Below are 21,014 nucleotides of genomic sequence, written 5' to 3'. Positions count from 1 at the left end.
AGACGACGAGGTAGATAGGTTGGAGGTGGAAGTGCAGCAATGCATGGAGCTGACCAATACTAATCGGTCGAGGGCTTATCCAATAAACTACCCCAAAAAGTGAAGAAGAGGCTGACGAAGCCGATTCCGAATACTTTCCGGGGGCCCCATAACAAGGGCAAACGCATCTTCGTTTCGGATTCAGTTTTCAGGAATCAAGTTCCTGAAGCATTTACGCTGTAAATGCCCGTTTGGTGGCGATGGCGGAGGGGTTCCACGCGTACCCATCCCGAACACGACCGTTAAGTCCTCCAGCGCCAATGGTACTTGGACCGAAGGGTCCTGGGAGAGTAGGACGCCGCCAAGCGGACAACCCACACACTTTGTGGTATTTTTTTTGCCCTTATTAGTTAAATAGGTGTAGATAGGGCCTTTAGCTCAGCTGGTTAGAGCGCACCTCTGATAAGGGTGAGGTCAGTGGTTCGAGTCCACTAAGGCCCACCATTTTCCCTGATAGCTCAGTTGGTAGAGCACTCGACTGTTAATCGAGTTGTCACAGGTTCGAGTCCTGTTCGGGGAGCCATCTGGAGAGGTGTCCGAGTTTGGCCGAAGGAGCACGATTGGAAATCGTGTAGGCGCCACAAGCGTCTCGAGGGTTCGAATCCCTCTCTCTCCGTTGCGTTACCTCCCTTTAATGGGTTGTAGGACAGCATTTGATAGTAGCATGGCCCGTTGGTCAAGGGGTTAAGACACCTCCCTTTCACGGAGGTAACAGGGGTTCGAATCCCCTACGGGTCATAAGATGGAGGCTTAGCTCAGCTGGGAGAGCATCTGCCTTACAAGCAGAGGGTCGGGGGTTCGATCCCCTCAGCCTCCACCATAAAAATCCCCAAAAAGTGAAGCTAATGCTTCGCTGCGGATTCCGGGTGCTTTCCGGGGACCCCAAGGGATAATACTTTTACTGACGCGGGGTGGAGCAGCCCGGTAGCTCGTCGGGCTCATAACCCGAAGGCCGCAGGTTCAAATCCTGCCCCCGCAATTCATTACCAAAATCTTTATCCTGGAACCGTGGTGTAGTTGGCCTAACATGCCTGCCTGTCACGCAGGAGATCGCGGGTTCGAATCCCGTCGGTTCCGCCATCTTAGATGGTATGAAGATAGCAGGAATTGAGCATCCTATATCTCGAAGTATAGAGTACCATCCGATTCCGTAGCATTTGCTAATTATTATTATTGGGGATTAGCCAAGCGGTAAGGCAACGGACTTTGACTCCGTCATGCATAGGTTCAAATCCTATATCCCCAGCCATTATGCTTTCTTTGAGAGCCATTAGCTCAGTTGGTAGAGCACCTGACTTTTAATCAGGGTGTCGAAGGTTCGAGTCCTTCATGGCTCACCATTGTTTTACAAGGTATGCGCGTGTGGCGGAATGGCAGACGCACCAGACTTAGGATCTGGCGTTTCACGACGTGGGGGTTCAAGTCCCTTCACGCGCACCATGTTTATGCGGACGTGGCTCAGCGGTAGAGCATCGCCTTGCCAAGGCGAGGGTCGCGGGTTCGATTCCCGTCGTCCGCTCCATATAGATTGTGCGCCCTTAGCTCAGCTGGATAGAGCGTTTGACTACGAATCAAAAGGTCAGGAGTTCGAATCTCTTAGGGCGCGCCATTTATTCTTATAAGCAGTATGAACCACTGTATAACGGGATGTAGCTCAGCTTGGTAGAGCACCTGGTTTGGGACCAGGGGGTCGCATGTTCAAATCGTGTCATCCCGATTTCATATTTTGCGGGTGTAGTTCAATGGTAGAACTTTAGCCTTCCAAGCTAATAGCGTGGGTTCGATTCCCATCACCCGCTTCACACAAGAGCAAGAACTGCAGGTAATCTGCGGTTCTTGCTTTTTTTTGCGTATTTTTTACCCGGACGGACGTGTGCTGGATGACAGCGTACAAGAATATAATTCTGGTATAGTTGAAGCTGCATACATATCTTTCTCACGAATGACAGGAAGCTAAGGAGTAACGAAATGACAGACAAAGTAATCCGGATTTTTAAAATTATCAATGCTATCCAGTCCAACCCGGGAATTACCGCAGCAGATCTTGCGTTCCGATGCGATGTGAATATCAGGACGATATACAGGGATCTGGATGTAATCAGCCATTTTGCGCCGGTTGCGAATGAGGGCAGGGGGACAGGATACCGGTTTCTGGGGAAGTTTTTTCAGTATCCGCTCGATTTTTCTGAACAAGAGGCCTTGGCCTTCTCGATTCTGCCTTCCATGCTGCACGAGGACAAAATCCCTCCGGGTTTTCATACCGCCTATGATAAAGTAATGGGAACCCACCTGAAAGAAAAGTCCAAATCCAACGGAGTGCTGGAGAATATTGCGGACATTATTCAGATGGGAACCCCTGCTTACCGCAAAGAAAGCCGGAATTTCCTGCAGCCGATTATCGGAGCCATTCTGGAGCAGCAGAGTATCCGAACGGTCTACCACTCTCAGGCACGTAATGCCACTACCGAACGCGAGATTGATCCCTATTATCTGATTCCGCGTGACCAGCGCTTTTATCTGGTTGGCTACTGTCATCTTAAGCAGGATATCCGCACCTTCCGCATCAGCCGGTTTCAGCAGGTAGAGGTTACCGGCAACACGTTTGACAAGAGCGGGTTTAACATTAAGCATTATCTTAAAAATACCTGGTCGATCGACCGCGGCAGCAAAAATATCCGTTTTAAGGTCCGTTTCTCTCCGGAGGTGGCCCGATACATTAAGGAGGAAGAGCTGTTTGTTCATCCGCGGATGAGCGATGAGCCGGGCGGCAGCCTGCTGTTTGAGGTGACTGTCAATAACGCCAAGGAATTTATGAAATGGGTTCTGCAGTATGGCCCGGATGCGGAGATTCTGGAACCGGCGTCGGCCAGACTGGAGATGAAGCAGAAGCTGGAGCGTTGGATCAAGATGTATCAGTAGAATAAAGGCACAACTTCCCGAATCAGACCGAATCAGGGAGTTGTGCCGGATAGTATAACTATATATGATTTTTATAAAAAAGGATTAGTCAGCCTGAGCTGCTTCCGCCCAAGCAGGCAATCCGAGCCCGGCGGCAATACGCTGCCCAAACTCAGGATCAGCCTTGAAGAAATGACCGATCTGGCGGATTTTGATCTCATCGTATTCTACAGGAGCCATGGCACCTACGATATTCTCTACAAGGCGTACACGCTCCTCTTCACTAAGCAGGCGGTACAGATCTCCGGCTTGGGTGTAGTGGTCGTTATGATCATAAGCCACACTGTCGGCCTGACCGGTTACCTGGAATGGAGCAGGCTTATCCTGAGGGGACTCCTTAGCTCCGCCGAAGCTGTTTGGCTCGTAGTAGACAGAACCGCCGCCATTGCGGGTAGCGTTCATCGCACCGTCACGCTGGTTGTTGTTTACTTCGGCAACCGGACGGTTGATTGGCAGCTGGTTGTGGTTGGCTCCGACCCGGTAGCGGTGGGCATCGGCGTAAGCAAACAGGCGGCCCTGCAGCATTTTGTCAGGCGAAGCTTCTATGCCGGGCACGAATGAACCGGGAGAGAAGGTAGCCTGCTCAACCTCGGCAAAATAATTCTCCGGGTTACGGTCAAGCACCATCCGGCCAACCTCAATCAGCGGGTAATCCTTCTGTGACCAGACTTTGGTTACGTCAAAAGGATCGAACCGGTACGTATCCGCATCCTCCTCCGGCATAATCTGCACACACAGTCTCCATGCCGGGAAATCTCCTTTGTCAATTGCATTGAACAAGTCCTCAGTATGATAATCCGGGTTCTCACCCGCCAGCTGTGCCGCCAGCTTGACATCCAGATTCTTGACGCCCTGTTCTGTTTTAAAATGATATTTTACCCACACAGCCTTACCCTCAGCATTAACCCATTTAAACGTATGGCTTCCGAACCCGTGCATATGACGGAGGGTTGCCGGAATCCCGCGGTCGGACATGAGGATCGTAACCTGGTGCAGCGATTCAGGCGATAAGGACCAGAAATCCCAGACAGCATTCGGATTCTTCAGATGAGTCTGCGGATGGCGCTTCTGCGTGTGGATAAAGTCCGGGAACTTAATAGCATCGCGGATAAAGAAGACCGGCGTATTGTTGCCGACCAGATCATAATTGCCTTCCTCGGTATAAAATTTAACGGCAAAGCCGCGCGGATCACGAACGGTATCAGCTGAACCGAGCTCGCCAGCTACAGTAGAGAACCGGATGAACATTGGGGTGCGCTTGCCGATTTCAGATAAAAAGGCGGCTTTTGTATATTGGGACAAATCCTGTGTAACCTCAAAATACCCATGAGCGCCGGCACCCTTAGCATGTACAACCCGTTCTGGAACACGCTCTCTGTTAAAATGGGCCAGCTTCTCAAGCAGATGAACATCCTGCAGCAATGTGGGTCCGCGTGAGCCAGCTGTCATTGAATTCTGGTTGTCTCCGACGGGTGCGCCCCAGCTTGTAGTTAGTTTGTTATTGCTTTGACTCATGAATACAATCACCTCGGTATAGGATTTGAATTTAGAATTAGTATAAGTTTTATATTAACAAAAATTTTAGAGAAATCAATCCTTTTTTATAATTATTATAATTAACAATATGCGGGAAAAGGCTGAGATTGGAGCTGGTGCGGGCTATAAGCAAAATGTTGTTATGAAAAGGTGGCCATGAGAGAGGGGGATCAACTTTAACTGTATTTGGTGCAATTAAAATGCCGGGAATAGGCAAGTTTCCGTAGACACGCTCATTGTAGCTGCATAAAGTACAGTTATATCGATTAAACACCAACTTTCGCTGGTTTTAGTTGTACAAAATACAGTTAGGCAGACTAGCGCTGCTGGTGGAATTACTTAAATGGGGGTGGCACGCTGATCAGGCTCAGCAGTGCTAAGTACTGGCGGAGGGAGTAGTCCATGCAGCACATAAGAAGCAGCAATCTAACATTCCCTGCTCCTACAAAAGCCCCTATCTGCAGAAGCAGACAGAGGCCTAATCTTGTTCCGATATTGTGGAGCATAGGAAAAGCCGAACAGGCTACTCCTTGATGTACATTCTGCTATAATACTCATCCAGCATCCGTTTGGTGGCGAATTCCTCGCGGGTGGTCTCGATGCTCTTACGCATCATTGTCACCCAGGTATCACGGTTCTCATAGAAGGTCGGGAGCACACGGTTCAGCAGGGTATCGTACAAAGCATCGCTGTCATGCTTGTCGAGCACGGCAAAGTCAGTAGTCTCGAAGCCTTCGCCGATCTGCCAGCCGTTCTCCCCGTCCATGCAGGCTTCCGGCCACCAGCCGTCGAGGATGGAGCAGTTCAGCACGCCGTTCATCGCGGCCTTCATGCCGGAAGTACCGCTGGCTTCCAGCGGACGGCGCGGGTTGTTGAGCCAGATGTCGGAGCCGCGGGTCAGCTGTGCGCCGATGGTCATATCATAGTTTTCCAGGAAAACGACGCTTTTCGGATATTTTTTCATCATGGCGACGAGATTGCTCACGATTTTTTTACCGTTGTCATCCAGCGGATGGGCTTTGCCCGAGAAGACGATCTGGATTGTACCGTCCTTCAGGTAAGGCTCAATGATATCCGGCTGGGAGAAAATAAGGTCACTGCGTTTGTATGGGGCTGCGCGGCGGGAGAAGCCGATCAGCAGGTTGCCCGGATTCAGGGCGATGCCGGAACGTTCCTTGATAAAGCCGATCAGCTCATTCTTGATCTCCTTGTGTGCCTCCCACAGGTCGCCGTCTTCCTCATAAGCACGCGTAATCCGCTCATCCACCCAGGTTGGAGTATGGATTGCATTGGTGATGCCGATAATTTCCGATCTGCCGGCGACTTCCTTCCACATTTTGCCCGCTGTATCGGCATGCAGCTGAGCCACACCGTTAGAGATGCGGGACAGGCGCAGGCCGGCTACAGTCATATTGAACGGCTCGCCGCCGATCCGCTCCATCTGTGCACGGGTCAGGCCGTTAAAGGCGCCCATATACTCAAGACGGTCCAGCGGATGGGTTTCATTGCCCTCTTTTATCGGAGTATGGGTAGTGAATACCACTTCTTCGCGCGTAGCCTTCCAGGCTTCCTCAAAGGTGCTGCCGCCGGACATCTTCTCGCGGATCAGCTCAACGGCTGCCAGCGCCGCATGGCCTTCATTGAAATGGTAGACGTCGATTGGAATCTCCAGCGCACGCATCGCTTTTACCCCGCCGATTCCAAGCACAATCTCCTGGGCAATCCGTTCCTCACCGAACCAGCCGTACAGCTGGCCGGTAATCCAGGCGTCACTGTTCTCCGGAATGTCCGTATCAAGCAGGTAGAGCGGGCTGTTGCCGAATTTATCGGTTTTCCATACTTTGCACACTACATCGGTTTTTCTAACCTTTACAGTAACCTTAACGCCTGTATCCTCAAGGAAATCATAGACATAATTGTGGTATGAGTCATAAGGATTGCCGCTTGCGTCAATCTTTTGGTCGGTATAGCCCTGCTTCCATTTCAGCCCGATCGGGATGATGGGGGCACCGATGTCCTTTGCACCTTTGATGTAATCTCCAGCAAGAATGCCCAGGCCGCCGGCGTACATTTTGAAGTCGGAATGCAGGCCATACTCCATGCTGAAATAAGCGACAGACGGTAATTTGTTCTGGTTCACTTGATAAGCCTCCTAAATACGAATGGGATTATAATCAGGTGCTGCTGCAGGCTACATCTAAGGTGCAAACGTTTGCTCAAAAATGCAAAAACTTCCCTGGAAGCGATTGCACACTTATTCTAGCACATTTATTCCAAAAAAGCACAGCGAAGTTTTCGTGAAAGGATCTATGCAGCGCTCCATGATACTGAAGTGGTGAACGGTAGAGTTCATACAGCAGCTTAATAAAAAATTCAACGGCTTTAACTATTCAGGCTGTGAAGAAAATAGCCGGAAACCGGTGTAAGCTGCAGCGGCGGCCAGAATAGTTTGATTAACGCGGCCTAAGGCCATAAGATATAGAGATAGAGGTGGCGAGCTGCATGATCTTGAATAGCAGTTCTGTAAAAATAACTAATGGTGGTGTACAAGCTTGAGTATAGTGGTAATCGGCAGCTTAAATATGGATATGGTTGTGCGCACGCAGCGTGCGCCAGAGGCAGGAGAGACGCTGTTCGGACAGGATTTTGCCCTGTCGCCCGGCGGAAAAGGGGCTAACCAGGCTGTAGCAGCAGCGCGGCTCGGTGCAGAGGTAACAATGATCGGCAGCGTCGGGCGTGACGGGTTCGGCAGTGAGCTGCTGGAAATTATGCGCGGAGAGGGTATTAACACGGAGTATCTTACGCAAAGCGGGAACCTTGGGACCGGAGTTGCTTCGATCGTTGTTGACGGCGAAGGGGAGAACCGGATCATTGTGGTGCCGGGCGCGAATCTTGAGCTTGGTGTAACGGATATTCAAGCGCTGGAGACAGTCATTGCAGGTGCGGACATGATTGTTATGCAACTGGAAACGGATCTTGCAATGTGTGAGGAAGCAGCGCGGATAGCAGGCAAGCATCAGATACCGCTGATCCTTAACCCGGCTCCTGCACGGGAACTGAGCAATGAAATGCTGAGCCATGTCACCTACCTCACTCCGAATGAGACTGAGGCGGGCATCCTTTCCGGCGTTGAAGTGAGCGGTATGGAGTCGGCGGAGCAGGCGGCACGTATTTTGCTGCAAAAAGGGGTGCAGAACGTGATTATCACCCTCGGCTCCAAAGGGGCGCTGATTGTAAATGGAGACGGCAGCGGGCATGTTCACGGATTTCCGGTGAAGGCTGTGGATACCGTAGCAGCGGGGGATTCTTTCAATGGGGCGCTGGCTTATCAGCTGACCTCAGGGAAGCCGCTGGCAGCTGCCGTCCGGTTCGCCAATGCAGTGGGGGCGCTGGCAGTCGGCAGACAAGGAGCAATACCGTCGCTGCCGAAGCTGGCTGAGGTTGAGCGGTTTATCAAGGAAGCTGAGGAAGAAGCGTAAGGGGATAGATTAGAACAGTTGTATGGGGGCTGAACATCGATGAGCGGTACAGTAACCGTTAAGAATGTAACACTGGGCGAGGGCATGCCCAAAATATGCGTACCACTGGTCAGTACCACGCTGGCAGAGCTTGAGGCTGAAGCTGCAGCATTGAAGGCTCTGGCTCCGGATGTGGTGGAGTGGCGGAGTGATTATTTTGCAGAAGTCGAAGATCTTGCTGCTGTTAAGGCTGCACTGGAGCGGATTCAGAGCCTCTTGCCGGACATTCCGCTGATCTTTACGTTCCGCAGTGCGAGGGAAGGCGGAGAGCAGGAGATTTCCGCAGACTATTATGTTCAGCTTAATAAGGCTGCCGCTGAGAGCGGATGGGCCGATATTATTGATGTGGAGCTGTCGGGCGGGGAGCCGCAGGTCCGGGAACTGATTGCTGCAGCGCATGCCTGCGGCGTGTTCGTTATTGTGTCCAACCATGATTTCGGGGGAACACCGTCTGAAGAGGAGATTGTCTCGCGGCTGCGCAGAGCCCAGGAGCTGGGCGGTGATCTGCCAAAGATAGCTGTTATGCCGAACAGTGCGGGGGATGTGCTGACTCTGCTGGCGGCAACTGTCAAAATGCAGGAGCTGTACGCGGACCGTCCGATTATTACGATGTCGATGGGCGGGGAAGGTGTGGTCAGCCGGCTGGCCGGAGAGATTTTTGGATCGGCGCTGACCTTCGGTGCTGCGCATAAGCCGTCAGCCCCGGGGCAGGTTGCAGCTGCAGAGCTGCGCAAGGTGCTGGAGCTGCTGCATAAGAGCTTGTAGGAGCAGATATTACCTGTTGCAAAAAGAGGCGTTCCGGCCATTGGCCGGAGCGCCTTTTTGGATGTATGCCACTGTGCCGCTGACCAGGAATTGGAGCCGTGGCTTGGGAACAATGGTGGAGTGTGGAGTAGGCTGGGACAAGCAATTGTGGAGGGCACCAGGTAACAGGGCTAATTAAGAGTTGCTGATAAAACAGGAGGAATTACAGTTAAAGCCCCGCAGTTCTGGCTGAAGCGGTGAGTCTGGTGAAAGGATCTTCTCGGCAGTTTGTAACTATACCTGCACATGCCCTACAATGTAGGCAGATGGATGTCGAATATACGCATATACTGATTGCGTATACGGAAAGGAAGGATGCCCATGACGGAATCCATTCTGATTGTTGAGGATGAGGAAAAAATCGCCCGCCTGCTGCAGATTGAGCTGGAATGCGAGGGGTACCGCGTATCCATCGCCGGCAGCGGCCACCAGGGACTTGAAATATATCAGGAGCAGCAGCCGGATCTGCTGCTGCTTGATGTCATGCTGCCCGGCTTCAGCGGAATTGAGCTGCTGCGGCGCATCCGGGTGAGTGATGCGTACACTCCTGTATTGCTGCTGACCGCCAAAAGCTCAGTCGAGGATAAGGTATCCGGACTTGATTTGGGCGCAAATGATTATATTACCAAGCCGTTTCAGATTGAAGAGCTGCTGGCCCGTGTGCGCGCTGCACTCAGGCTGGCATCAAGCCGCAGATCTGCGGAAGCGGAAACGAACACAGACTCCTGGCTGCGGGCAGAGGATCTGGAGCTTAACGAGACCACCCGCGAGGTTATCCGCGCCGGCCGGAGCGTTGAGCTGACCCCAAGAGAATTCGACCTGCTGGTCTACCTGCTCAAGAACAAGCGACAGGTGCTGAACAGGGAGCAGATCATGTCCGCCGTCTGGGGCTATGATTATTACGGTGACACCAATGTGGTGGATGTCTATATCCGCTATGTCCGTAAAAAGATTGCGCTGGAGAATGAGAGCGAGCTTATCCATACGGTAAGGGGCATCGGCTATGTGCTCAAGGATACTCCATGAAGCTGCGCAGCAAGATCTATCTGTACTCCAGTGTACTGTTCGCAGTGCTTCTCGTGATCATGAATTTGTTCATTTATACGGTATTCAGCCGGATGCTGACAGAGAATGAGCTGGATCAGGCCGCAGCTGAGACCGCCAAAATCGCCGCTGATATGCGCAGAGCTGCCGGCGGGGTTGCCCCGGCTGAGCTTCTGCGGGCATATGTCCCGGTTGAGGGGATGCTGCGCCTGCTGGCCGAGGGGGGAAGCGGGCCTGCTCCCGTAACCTCGGTCTCGGAGCAGGAGCTCAGCCGGCTTAAGCCGGAATATCATGCGGAGAGGCAGGCGGGCCTGCTTAGCGCAGCGGGACGTTCCTACGCCTCTGTGTCGGTACCGGTTATCTGGACCGACGGAACAGTGATGAACGTGCAGATGACCAAAAGTCTGGAAAGTACGATGAGTACACTCAGGGTGCTGCGGATTGTGCTGGCCGGTGCTACGGCTGTTGCACTGATTCCGCTGCTGCTGTCGAGCAGGCTGCTGTCCGGCCTGATTATGCGGCCGATTGTCCAGATGACAGCCACCATGCGGGAGATCAAGGACAGCGGGAAGTTCCGCAGGCTGACGCTACAGGACAAGACTAAGGATGAGCTGGTCGAGATGGGGCATACCTTCAACGGAATGATAGCGCTGCTTGAGAGCAATTATCTGAAGCAGGAAAAGTTCGTGTCAGACGCCTCGCATGAGCTGCGCACACCGCTTACGGTCATTGAAAGCTATGCCAGCCTGCTGAAGCGCAGAGGACTGGAGCATCCGGAGCTGTTCAATGAATCGGTGGAAGCTATCCATTCCGAAGCCGTCCGGATGAAGGAGCTGACGGAGCAGCTGCTCCTGCTGGCAAAGCATCAGGAGCAGTGGGTGCTGTCTATGAAGCTTTTGGATCTGGGTGAGCTGGCCCGGACGTCGGCAAAGGTGTTTCACGATGCTTATGGAAGGGATGTGCTTGTCCGCTCGCAGGGGACAGTCCGGGGATACACCGATGAAGCCAAGCTGCGGCAGCTGCTGTTTATATTTCTGGATAATGCCCGCAAATACAGCGACGAGGGCATCACTGTCAACCTCGAGGCCGCCGGCAGGGCGAGCATTATCGTCATTAAGGACCGGGGAATCGGAATTCCGCCGGAGGAGCTGCCAAGAATATTTGACCGGTTCTACAGAGTAGATGCGGCAAGAAGCCGCCAGGGCGGAGGCGCAGGCCTGGGACTGGCGCTGGCCGCAGAGATTGCCGGGGCAATCGGGGCAGAGCTGTCTGTAGACAGTGCTCCGGGCCTCGGAACCTCGGTAACGATCCGGATTTCCGCTGAGAGCAGGGCGAGATCATGAGCAGAAACCAAACGAACCGAAGCTTTAAATATAAGGCAATGCTCGTTGCCGCTGCCGTCCTCCTGCTGGCAATAGCCTGCCTATGGTTTTTCCGGAAGGAAACCGGCACGCTGCTCAGCAAGGAAGCGGTAGAGCAGGCATTGCTGCAGGAGTACCCTGGAAAGATAGAGTACCTGAGCCAGCAGTCCGGTAACTATTTGGCTGAGCTGCAGACTGCCCAGGGACTGTACGAGATTAAGCTGGATGGTGCTACCGGCGGGATCATCTCCATAGTGCAGCTGCAGGCTGCTCCTACGCCTGTACCTACACCGGAGGTCCAGCCTACTCCCGCAGCTTCAGGAGCTCCCGTGGTCTCCGCAGCCCCATCGGCAGGAGCTGCTTCAGCGTCCCCGGCTGTACCGTCACCATCGCCGCCGCAGCGTGTGGTGTCTGAAGCCGAGGCTGTAAAGCTGGCACTGCAGGAAGTACCGGGAGAGGCAGATGATGTGGATACCGGGATCAGTGAAGCCGGGGCATTTTATCTGGTGGAGATTAATACCTCTGACGGCCGTGAAGCGGTGGTCCAGGTTGATGCGATTTCCGGGGCTATCCGCTCTGTAACCTGGGAAGAGCCGGATGATGATGATAATAGATGATAAGGAATGATTTCTCATCAAATTCTAATCTTGCTGCCGCTGTTCTCTCATATTGATGGCTTATATTAAATACATGAGCAGGCCAGATAAAACATAGGAGGCGGCAAAGATGAAAAAACAGTTACTCAGCAGTGTAGCAGCAGCAGCCATTATTCTCGGGGGGACTTACGGCATCAATGAAATCCGGAGCGGAACGGCAGCGGCAGCACCGGCGGTGCAGCAGAGCCAGAGCAAGACGCTGATCGGTATAGCCAAAGCCGAAGCGATTGCCCTCAAAGCGGCACCGGGTCAGGTGGAGAGCATCGATCTGGAAAAGAAATTAAGCGGTACTTATTACGACATCGAGATCCGGCAGAAAAACAAGGAGGTTGATGTCCGGGTCGATGCTTATACCGGCAAGGTGTTGAGTGTGCGTCAGGATACGGACAACGATGATGACTACGATGACGATAACTACTTGTCAGATGCCGCAGCATCAGCCTCCGGCACACAGCTCATTACTGCAGCCAAGGCTTCTGAAGCGGCCTTGGCTGCAGTGAAGGGCAAAGTAACGGATGTAGACCTTGACCGCGATAACGGAACAGCTGTCTATGAGGTGGAAATCAGAAACGGCCGGGTGAAGACCGAGGTCGGAGTTGATGCCTACACAGGCAAGGTACTGTACACGGATGTAGATACTGATGACGATGATGATTGAGCTTCCCGGTTAAGCAAGGAACAAGCGGAACAGCTATGAAATCCGCAGGACACGGGTTATAAAAAAAAGAGGCAGCCGGAACCGGCTGCCTCTTTCACTATCCCCTGCTCCATTCGGCGGAAGCCGCACGGATACAGCTTATTGCTTCACTCCCGTATAAACATGCACGGCATCCCGCAGGAATTCAGCCAGCCCCGGGCGGCGCTTGTCGTAATACGCGGTGAACCGCTCATCATCCACATACATTTGGGCAACTCCGGCGTGTGCTTCCTTGGTGTAGGTATCCCAGTAGAAGGAGAGCCATTGACGGTGCAGACCGGCAGCCTTTTGCGCCAGCTCACTTGCAGAATCGCCCTCCTCCATTGCCTGCTCAAGTGCGGCGAACATGTCTGCTTCCAGCTGCTGGAGGGCTGCATACTGCTCTTCAGTCATATTTTTGACCATACGGTTCGACTTCTCCACAGCCTCCTCGCCGTACTTCTCACGGATCTCCTGTCCGTATTTCTGTTCGTTATCCTGGATCAGCTTCTGCTTAAAGCCCTCAAATTTCGCATCATTGCTCATGGTTGTTCTCCCTTCGGTCTCAGCGAGTGTCTGCTCGACGTTTGCAATCAGGACATCCAGCTGCTGCCGGCGCTGAAGCAGCTGCTCATGATGTTCCCGCAGCGCCCTGCTGCCGTCAAAGGAAGGTGAGGTCACGATATCCCGGATCGCCTCCAGTGTAAGGCCAAGCTCGCGGTAGAATAAAATCTGCTGCAGCAGATTAACCTCAGCCTGACCGTAAATGCGGTATCCTGAAGAGTTGATTCTCGCCGGCCTCAGAAGACCAAGCTCATCGTAATAACGCAGCGTCCGTGTGCTGATTCCCGCCATTGTCCCCAGCTTCTGCACGGTATATTCCATGTAGGCCGCCTCCCTGTTCATTTGCCGGATGTCTGTGCATTTCCGCCTGTAAGCCAGTGCTTACAAAACCAACTGTACACCTTGACGTAACGGCAATGTCAAATGCTAAATCTATTGAATCTGCTATAACACACAAAAACGGCAATCTTCCTCAGGGTAGCCTGTGGGAGATTGCCGCAGCTGCTGACAGCCGTTATTCCTGCTGCACTCCAGCGGTACCTCAGATCCTTATTTCTTACCGAGCTGTGCTGCAAAATAAGCCTGCAGCTCCGCCACCTTACGCGGATCAGCCAAGGCCCCTTCACTCTGGAAATAATGCTCGGCGACGAGCTCCCAGGTGGGGACGATTTTTTGGGAGGTCATCGCTTTGATGGCGATTTTGACGGTTTTGCGTTCTCTGGCGTTGGAGAAGGTGTCCACAAAATGCTGGGAGCGTGAGAAGTCGAGCTCCTCAAATACAGCGCGGAAAATTTCCGACGTCATCCGTGCATCGTCAAGCGCCCGGTGGGCGGAGCCGGAAGGCTCAAGTCCGAGCAGCGCCATCGCGCCTTCGACGCTAATGTCATTGGTAAGACCGCGGGCGCGCAGCAGCCCTTTCAGCAGGTCGAAGTAAGTAGCCTCCATCCAGTAGGACTCGTCCATCTTGTGCATGCGCACGTCCTGGATAATCCGCTTCATATCCTCGCCTCCCCAGGTCAGCAGCAGCACGCCGTCAGGGCTTTGATCAAGCCAGCTCCGGAAGGCGGTAATGACTTTGGGGAACCGGGCGGCAACGTCGATGTCCTCTTGCGGGATGCCGGTTTTTTTCTTAATGAACGAATTGAGGGTAGAGAAATATATAGGTTTGATTAAGGCGGTGAACTCATCCTTAAATTGCAGTGATGCGTCTAACCGGACGGCACCGATCTCAATGACTTCCATAGGATGCTCGCTGGCAAATTTGCGGCCGTTGAATTCGATGTCCAGAATAATATAATCCACAGGTGATGCCTCCGTTTGAATAGTGACTGGCGCTGGTAAGAAGAAGATTGCGCCGACCTTTCTATTTTAACAAAAAATGCAGATAAAAGGGAGAAAGGCTTGGAACTTCAGCCGCGCAGCAGGTACGGACAGCCGGACAATAGAAAATGTACAACAGGACATTGCGGCAGAAAGGGGATAGAGAAGTGCTTCCAAGCTCTATATACTGGATCGGCGGCTCGGCTTGTGCGGGCAAAAGTACACTTGCAGGGATGTACGCGGAAAAGCACGGATTACAGCTATACACCTGTGACGGGCGCTTTGATGAGCATTTGCTGAGGGCTACGGCGGAGCAGCAGCCGGCCATGAGCAGAATCAGCAAACTTACGATGAACGAGGTATTTTTGACGAGGGATGTGAAGGAGCAGCTGGATACGTATACCGCCTGCTTTCAGGAGGACTTTTCCTTTGTGCTGGATGATCTGGCCTGCATGGGGGAGGCTCCCGTTGTTGTGGAGGGGAATCAGCTGCTGCCTGCTATGGTTGCGCCGTTGCTGAGACAGGCAGACCGGGCCATATGGATCATACCGGCTGAACAATTCCAACTGGAGCACTATAGCAAGCGGACGTGGATTCAGGGTATTCTGCAAAGGACGGATAAACCGGAACAAGCGTTCCGTAATTGGATGAAGCAGGATGCCCTTCGCTTAAAGCTGCCTCTCATGGAAGTGGACGGAAGGACGTCTGTGCAGGACAACTTTGAGCGGATAGAGCGCTGCTTCCTTGTATGAGCAGAATTGTGCAGGGTAGAGCTGGTGCAATTTGGGTAATGAATGTGGAGGCTCTGTGTAGCGGAGCGGCTGCTTACAAATAGGGGGAGGGATACATATGCTGCTGTATGTCACTGTAAAAAGCGTAGGAAAACGCAAGCCGGTGCTTGGACGCCGCGAATTGGTTCTTCAGCAGACCCCGGGCAGCCTGGAGGAGCTGATTACGGCAATAGTAGCTCTACAGGTGCAAGAGCTTAGTGAGAAGCAGGGGCGGGGCGAGCTGATCCCATTTTTGACGGGGGATGCCATCAACAACCAGCGGGTCAGCGGAAAAATCGGCTTCGGAACAGTCTATAACGACAAGCTGCCTGAGCTGGGGACTGCGGTGGAGGCTGCGCTGCTGGCATTTGAGGACGGGCTGTATAAGGTGTTTTTGCGTGAGGAAGCCTGTGAGCGGCTGCAGGAGCCTTTGGCTCTGAATGAGGGGGATGAGCTTGTATTCATCCGGTTTACGATGCTGGCAGGAAGTCTATGGTAAAAGAGGAGGCGGAATCATGGAATTGTTGAATGCGGAAGAACGGGAGAAGCAGTGGTATGCAGAGATGCAGGGAAAGGCGCAGAAATTGGATGCTGAGGTGTCCGGGCTGGCTTCGCTCATTATCAGTGTCAGCAGAATACAGTACATAGGCGGAGAAGAAGAGGAGTGCCGGGAATGCATAAATGTGCTCAGAAAGCTTGCCGGTGACACACAGCAGTCTTTGTTTGAGCCGCTGGTTAGAGTGGTCCGAAAATTGTTCAGTCCATATACGGCAGCTGTTATGCAATATGTTGTAGAGCATTGTACGGAGTATCCTTACAGCAGGGGGTATGCCCGCAGACCGTTCCGGTCGGCTAATCCGGAGCTTCATATCCTTACGGTTCTCAGCAAAATGAGCTCGCTCATTCTGATGGACCGGGAGGGGCTGCCGCTCAGCTCTTATATGCAGAATGCCGAAAGTCTGGAGAACGGCTCAGATTACAGCCGGCGGCACCGGATTAATCTTGTGCTGAGTGATGTCATCGCCTATGAGCTGGACCGCACGGATGGCGATATGCTGGAGAGAATCCGGGACATCGTATACGGGGATAATCAGGGGGCTCTGCTGAGCCACGAAATGATCAAGGGCGTATTTATGAGCCGCCGGCAGGAGGCTGTGGCTATGATGGGTGAGCTGCTGATTGCCGCCCGTCTGCAGGAGGGCCTGCGCCAGTCTCTGGTGGAACGGATGGATGAGGGAACGCTTGAGAACAATCTGTACATGCTGAAGATCATTATTGATAATGATTTTATCCGCTACAGCTCTGTTGTACGGGCGCTTGGCGTCTGGACAGGCATGGGGCTTGAAGCGCAGAATCAGCGTGTAGCCAAAGCATTGATTGAAGATGCTTATCAGGCGCTGCAGGATGCCGGGCTGCGGGAGCAGTGGCTCTCAGATGCTAACGCGAACCGTGTGTACATCAGCTTGTGGGCAACGGCAGTGCATGAGGAAGCGGGGCTGTACGATAAAATCAGTGTACTGATGGCAACCGGCCAGGTATACCAGAAGATTATCGCCCAGTACCTGCTGGCGAACAGCCAGGAGACGGAGCTGCGGCTGCGGCTGGCAAGGGAACATCTGCATGAGCAGGATCATGAGCTGCAGTATTGGGTTCTGCTGAATTACTGCTACGGCTATAACCGTCTGTGGAGACCGCAAAAGGATGAACCCAAAATCAGCCTGATCCGCAGTCCGCAGCTGGAGGACAAGGAGGAGCGCAGGCGGGATTTTGCTCTGCTTAAGTCGCTGCTTCTGAATCCGTCCCGCCGCGAAGCAGCGGGGCCGTCCAAGGTGCTGGATTTCATCCATGTGAACTATACCTCTGACCTTCCTGTCCGCAAAATGCTGTATTTGATTGCCTATGATATGGACAGTGAGTGGATTGACGGGCTGATTGAGCTTAAGGATCAGCTTAGCAGCGATTTGCGCGGCGAGCTGATATCCTGCTTCCTCGAATATCCGTTAAGCCCGGTACAGCGGGAGTTCCTGTTCGCGAGCCTCTCCGACAAAAGCATGAAGAACCGGGAGCTGGCGCTGAACGAGGCGATGGAACTAACGCTCACTCCGCAGGAGCTGCTGCAGGCCGAAGCGCTGCTGAAGCTGAAGACCGGCTCGCTGCGCCAGAGCGTTACGCTGCTGCTGCTCAGCCAGCCGGATTCCTCACTGCAGGAATCCGTTACCCGGCTGCTGCAGGAGAAGAACAGCCTGCAGCGTCTGGCCGGGCTGGAGATGGCTACCGTGCTGTTCGAGGATGAGCAGCGCAGCGCCATTACCGGGCAGGTGAAGCCGCTGATTGAAGCCATGGACAGCCCCTCAGCCAAGGAGCGGGAGCTGCTTGCCAAGCTGGAGCGCCGGAACGAATACACGGCAGCCAGCGGATTCGGCTTGTTTAATCCGGCTGAAACAGACGACTGGCTGACGGAAGGGCCCAAGCCGGGCGATTTTAAGTGGGATGAGGTGTTTGGCAGCAGCCTGGAGGACATCGAAGGGTTTCTGCAGGGACTGGATCAGCTGATTCATGAGCATAGAGACACGGAATATGAGCATGAGGATTATTCGGACCGGAAAGAAACACTGCTGCTCGGGACCATACTGAAGCCGCTGAAATGGAACAGCCTGTGGGAGAAGGAGCAGGAGGAGAACACCTCTCAGCTGGAGCAGTATCCGCTGCATGAGGTCTGGTCTGCTTATTTACAGGAGCAGGGCTGGGATGCTGCACGTCTGCTTGAGCTCCACTTCTATCTGCAACTGGAGGATCTGAATAAGACGCTGAATGAGTATCACGGGTTTTACAGCAGCGACATGGATTTTAACGAGTTAAGGAAGCGCAAGCTGCTGGAAGGCTGGAGAGGTGAATTTGCCGCCTCCGTCTATCCGCTGCAGCGGATCAGTGAAGTGGACAGGCTGCTGGAGAAGCTGAAATACGGCCAGCATGCGGACACGCTCATCCGCGCATTTTTTGCTGACAGTGCCAAGAAAGAAGGCTTCCGGATTGTAAACCGGGCGCTGAATGCGCTGCTGGCAGCGATGCCGGAGGAGAAGATGGCGGCTGAGGCGCCAATGCTGAATGTGCTGGCCGAGCCTTGGCTGCTGATGATCAGGGGCAGAGTGGCGGATCAGGAGGATTATAAGACAATGTTCCGCACCCTGTATACGTTTGACAAAATGACGCCTCCTGCGCAGAACTGGTGGAATGTCAAATTGTCGCTTGATGATTATTTGCGGGCATTTGAAGCGGACTGGATCAGCGAGAATGAGCTCTTCAAGGAGCTTCTTGCCAGCGAGGGCAGTAAGCAGCATATGCAGAATCTGACGTCCTCTCTCCGGAATCTGGCCTGGATCGAGGACAGTGTAAAGATCCCTGCGCTTCGCAGCCGGCTCATTGACCGCCTGATGGAGATTGAGCTGGCCCGCGGTGATCTGCCGACAGAAGTTACTCCGCTCGTGATGGGGCTGCAGCGGATCAGCGGTATGGAGTATTTGATCCGCATTCTGACCGGGCTCGATAAGGAGACCTTTGTGCGCGGTTATATTTACGGCTACGGGCGGAGTATCACCAAGAAGGAAACGTTCAGCCATTTACTGAAAAACTGCCATCCGCGTGAAGGCGAAGATACGGCAATGCTGGGTAAGATGCTGAAAGAGAGCGGCATTTCGGAAAAAAGGCTGCTGGAAGCGGCAATGTATGCTCCGCAGTGGCTTGAGCTTGTAGCGGAGCATCTTGGCTGGGAAGGGCTGCGCAGTGCCGCCTGGTACTTCCATGCTCATATCAATGAGAGCTTCTCGGCTGAAAAAGAAACAGTGGTCGCCCACTATTCACCTATCACGCCGCAGGATTTCAATGACGGGGCATTCGACGGCAACTGGTTCCTGTCGGCTTATAACACACTGGGAGAGAAGCGTTTCGCACTGCTCTACGACTGTGCCAAATATATCTCAGCCGGCTCCAATCACCGCCGGTCCCAGCTGTTCGCCGACGCAGCGCTAGGCAAGCTTGAGCTTGCGGCTATGAAGACGTCAGTTGTTGAGAAGCGGAACAAGGATCACCTGCTGAGCTACAGCCTGATTCCGCTGGGCAAAGACCGGGAACAGGATGTCCGCGAACGGTATGAGCTGATCCAGCGCTTCCTGGCCGAGAGCAAAACCTTCGGCGCACAGCGCCGGGCCAGCGAAGGGCTGGCTGCCCGGATTGCCCTAGGCAATCTGGCCCGCACGGCCGGATATGCCGATGTTACCCGGCTGATGTGGGATATTGAAGCCCGTAAGCTGGATGAGCTGGGGTCCTATTTCGAGCCGCATATGCTGGATGAGGATACCTCTGTCCGGCTGGTTATTGACGATCAGGGGCAGAGCGAGCTGGAAGTCATCAGTAAAGGCAAGCAGCTGAAGTCTGTGCCAACCCGCTTCAAAAAGCATGAGTATGTAGAAGCGCTTAAGGAAACGCGCAGTGAGCTCACCGGCCAGTACCGGCGCGCCCGGTTAGAGCTGGAGCGGTCGATGGAAGCCGGCAGCAGCTTCACGCTGCAGGAGATCCGCTCGCTCAGCCGTAATCCGGTGCTGGCACCGCTGCTGCGGACCCTTGTCCTGCGCAGCGGAACGGCGCTAGGCTACTTCAAGCCGGAGGCCGGCACGCTTGCCGCTCCTTCAGGCGAGGAAGCGGTGATTGCTCCAGAGGCGGAGCTGTACATCGCGCATCCGCTGGATCTGTACACAAGCGGGCAGTGGAGCGAGTACCAGAAGGATCTGTTCGACCGGCAGATCAGACAGCCGTTCAAGCAGGTGTTCCGCGAGCTGTACCTGCCGAACGCGGATGAGCTGGCCAGCGCGACCGTGTCCGGACGATATGCCGGACACCAGGTGCAGCCGCGCAAGACCGTGGCGCTGCTCCGCGAGCGGCAGTGGACGGTCAGCTACGAAGAAGGGCTGCAAAAGGTCTACTACGGCGCTAATCTGATTGTGCGGCTGTACGCGATGGCGGACTGGTTCTCACCGGCGGATACGGAAGCGCCGGCGCTGGAAAGCGTGGAATTCTTTGACCGTAAGACGTATAAGAATGTTCCGCTGGCGCAGGTGCCGCCGCTGATATTCTCCGAGGTGATGCGCGATGTGGATCTGGTGGTCAGCGTTGCCCATGTCGGCGGAGTAGATCCTGAGGCCAGCCTGACGACCATTGAAATGCGCCGGGTGATTGTCAATGAATCACTGCGTCTCCTGAAGATCGGGAACGTGCGCCTTGACGGGAATTACGCGCGGATTGACGGCAAGCTGGGCGAATATGCCGTGCATCTGGGCAGCGGCCAGGTCTATAAGCAGGCTAGCGGGGCGCTGCATATTATTCCGGTGCATTCCCAGCACCGCGGCCGGCTGTTCCTGCCGTTCCTGGACGAGGACCCGCGGACTGCGGAGATTCTGTCCAAGATAGTGCTGCTGGCGGAGGATACGAAGATCAAGGACCCGTCGATTCTGTCGCAGCTGCGGGGCTAGTGTGCGGCTGGGAGAGTTGATTTAGGGATTAGGTTTAGAGATTAGGATTATGAGGATAGGATTAAAGTTAGAGTTAGAAGATTGGATTTGGAATGACTCCCGGATGGCCGGGAGTCATTTTTTTGGGTTTCAGCGTGGGTAAAATTGGGAATGGAGGAAAGGGCGCGCGGCAGCAGGGTAGAGGAGTGGAAAGAGTAAATTAAACGTGCCTCTGATTCTGCCGATGGTGGGCACAATGGGCGAATG

At 53.8% G+C, this 21,014-nt stretch carries 14 protein-coding genes, 14 tRNA genes and 2 rRNA genes; 26 read left to right on the top strand and 4 right to left on the bottom strand.

The annotated features are described in order from the left end of the window. The 17 genes from BN3772_RS28595 to BN3772_RS28515 all read left to right on the top strand — a co-directional run. Nucleotides 1-83: ribosomal RNA gene (locus tag BN3772_RS28595) — 23S ribosomal RNA — on the top strand; the annotation flags it as partial. Nucleotides 84-229: 146 nt separating this feature from the next. Continuing rightward, nucleotides 230-346, top strand: a 5S ribosomal RNA gene (gene rrf / locus BN3772_RS28590). Between the two features lie 60 nt (nt 347-406). Beyond that, nucleotides 407-483: transfer RNA gene (locus BN3772_RS28585), tRNA-Ile, on the top strand. 3 nt (nt 484-486) lie between these two features. Continuing rightward, nucleotides 487-562, top strand: a tRNA-Asn gene (locus tag BN3772_RS28580). A gap of 3 nt (nt 563-565) precedes the next feature. Further along, nucleotides 566-655: transfer RNA gene (locus BN3772_RS28575), tRNA-Ser, on the top strand. Between the two features lie 50 nt (nt 656-705). Further along, nucleotides 706-777 (top strand) — tRNA-Glu (locus tag BN3772_RS28570). Between the two features lie 6 nt (nt 778-783). Next, nucleotides 784-859, top strand: a tRNA-Val gene (locus tag BN3772_RS28565). 85 nt (nt 860-944) lie between these two features. Continuing rightward, a tRNA-Met gene (locus tag BN3772_RS28560) sits at nt 945-1,018 on the top strand. Nucleotides 1,019-1,041: 23 nt separating this feature from the next. Next, nucleotides 1,042-1,119, top strand: a tRNA-Asp gene (locus BN3772_RS28555). Nucleotides 1,120-1,213: 94 nt separating this feature from the next. Continuing rightward, nucleotides 1,214-1,288: transfer RNA gene (locus BN3772_RS28550), tRNA-Gln, on the top strand. A gap of 15 nt (nt 1,289-1,303) precedes the next feature. Continuing rightward, nucleotides 1,304-1,379, top strand: a tRNA-Lys gene (locus BN3772_RS28545). A gap of 16 nt (nt 1,380-1,395) precedes the next feature. Then, nucleotides 1,396-1,479 (top strand) — tRNA-Leu (locus BN3772_RS28540). A 7-nt stretch (nt 1,480-1,486) separates the two neighbouring features. Next, nucleotides 1,487-1,561 (top strand) — tRNA-Gly (locus BN3772_RS28535). Between the two features lie 10 nt (nt 1,562-1,571). Then, nucleotides 1,572-1,648: transfer RNA gene (locus BN3772_RS28530), tRNA-Arg, on the top strand. Nucleotides 1,649-1,682: 34 nt separating this feature from the next. Beyond that, nucleotides 1,683-1,756: transfer RNA gene (locus tag BN3772_RS28525), tRNA-Pro, on the top strand. Between the two features lie 11 nt (nt 1,757-1,767). Beyond that, a tRNA-Gly gene (locus BN3772_RS28520) sits at nt 1,768-1,838 on the top strand. A gap of 169 nt (nt 1,839-2,007) precedes the next feature. Next, nucleotides 2,008-2,958, top strand: a complete 951-nt coding sequence (locus BN3772_RS28515) for a helix-turn-helix transcriptional regulator (protein WP_042203872.1) — start codon at nt 2,008-2,010, stop codon at nt 2,956-2,958. 84 nt (nt 2,959-3,042) lie between these two features. Here the strand turns inward: BN3772_RS28515 and katA are convergent, their stop codons facing one another. Both katA and glgP read right to left on the bottom strand, forming a co-directional pair. Then, on the bottom strand, nt 3,043-4,512 hold the full coding sequence (katA, locus tag BN3772_RS28510) for a catalase KatA (RefSeq protein ID WP_042203871.1): 1,470 nt from the start codon (nt 4,510-4,512) through the stop codon (nt 3,043-3,045). A 544-nt stretch (nt 4,513-5,056) separates the two neighbouring features. Next, the gene (gene glgP, locus BN3772_RS28505) at nt 5,057-6,673 is read right to left on the bottom strand and encodes an alpha-glucan family phosphorylase (protein ID WP_042203869.1); all 1,617 of its coding nucleotides are present in this window, start codon (nt 6,671-6,673) and stop codon (nt 5,057-5,059) included. Between the two features lie 421 nt (nt 6,674-7,094). Between glgP and rbsK the strand changes: the two genes are divergently transcribed. From rbsK to BN3772_RS28475, 6 genes are all read left to right on the top strand, one after another. Beyond that, nucleotides 7,095-8,012 (top strand): ribokinase, encoded by a 918-nt coding sequence (gene rbsK, locus BN3772_RS28500; protein ID WP_244444864.1) that lies wholly within the window; start codon nt 7,095-7,097, stop codon nt 8,010-8,012. Between the two features lie 39 nt (nt 8,013-8,051). Continuing rightward, on the top strand, nt 8,052-8,816 hold the full coding sequence (aroD, locus tag BN3772_RS28495) for a type I 3-dehydroquinate dehydratase (RefSeq protein WP_042203866.1): 765 nt from the start codon (nt 8,052-8,054) through the stop codon (nt 8,814-8,816). A 360-nt stretch (nt 8,817-9,176) separates the two neighbouring features. Next, the gene (locus BN3772_RS28490; protein WP_042203864.1) at nt 9,177-9,881 is read left to right on the top strand and encodes a response regulator transcription factor; all 705 of its coding nucleotides are present in this window, start codon (nt 9,177-9,179) and stop codon (nt 9,879-9,881) included. Beyond that, nucleotides 9,878-11,242 (top strand): sensor histidine kinase, encoded by a 1,365-nt coding sequence (locus tag BN3772_RS28485; RefSeq protein ID WP_042203863.1) that lies wholly within the window; start codon nt 9,878-9,880, stop codon nt 11,240-11,242. Before BN3772_RS28490 ends, BN3772_RS28485 begins: the two co-directional genes overlap by 4 nt. Beyond that, nucleotides 11,239-11,877 (top strand): PepSY domain-containing protein, encoded by a 639-nt coding sequence (locus BN3772_RS28480; RefSeq protein ID WP_052380744.1) that lies wholly within the window; start codon nt 11,239-11,241, stop codon nt 11,875-11,877. The genes BN3772_RS28485 and BN3772_RS28480 overlap by 4 nt, the downstream gene beginning before the upstream one ends. 109 nt (nt 11,878-11,986) lie before the next feature. Next, nucleotides 11,987-12,574 carry a PepSY domain-containing protein gene (locus BN3772_RS28475; protein ID WP_042203861.1) on the top strand — a complete coding sequence of 196 codons (588 nt, stop codon included), beginning with the start codon at nt 11,987-11,989 and terminating at the stop codon, nt 12,572-12,574. A gap of 138 nt (nt 12,575-12,712) precedes the next feature. On the opposite strand, the gene BN3772_RS28470 is transcribed toward BN3772_RS28475, so the two are convergent. Next, entirely contained in the window at nt 12,713-13,477 is a 765-nt protein-coding gene (locus BN3772_RS28470; protein ID WP_042203860.1) for a MerR family transcriptional regulator, read from the bottom strand. A gap of 228 nt (nt 13,478-13,705) precedes the next feature. After that, complete coding sequence (locus tag BN3772_RS28465) at nt 13,706-14,458, bottom strand: 3'-5' exonuclease (RefSeq protein ID WP_042203859.1); 753 nt, start codon at nt 14,456-14,458, stop codon at nt 13,706-13,708. Nucleotides 14,459-14,643: 185 nt separating this feature from the next. Here BN3772_RS28465 and BN3772_RS28460 point away from each other — a divergent pair, with 185 nt between their 5' ends. The 3 genes from BN3772_RS28460 (at nt 14,644) to BN3772_RS28450 (ending at nt 20,768) form a co-directional block, all read left to right on the top strand. Further along, nucleotides 14,644-15,228, top strand: coding sequence for a hypothetical protein (locus BN3772_RS28460; RefSeq protein WP_042203858.1), 585 nt, complete (start codon nt 14,644-14,646; stop codon nt 15,226-15,228). 97 nt (nt 15,229-15,325) lie between these two features. After that, the gene (locus BN3772_RS28455; RefSeq protein WP_042203857.1) at nt 15,326-15,745 is read left to right on the top strand and encodes a hypothetical protein; all 420 of its coding nucleotides are present in this window, start codon (nt 15,326-15,328) and stop codon (nt 15,743-15,745) included. Between the two features lie 25 nt (nt 15,746-15,770). Then, nucleotides 15,771-20,768: a DUF4132 domain-containing protein gene (locus BN3772_RS28450; RefSeq protein ID WP_042203874.1), complete on the top strand. Its 4,998-nt coding sequence runs from the start codon at nt 15,771-15,773 to the stop codon at nt 20,766-20,768. Nucleotides 20,769-21,014 lie beyond the last annotated feature (246 nt).

The sequence above is a fragment of the Paenibacillus camerounensis genome (assembly GCF_000723885.1).
Classification (GTDB): Bacteria; Bacillota; Bacilli; order Paenibacillales; family Paenibacillaceae; genus Paenibacillus_AQ; species Paenibacillus_AQ camerounensis.
This window is presented reverse-complemented; position numbering and strand designations above follow the sequence as displayed.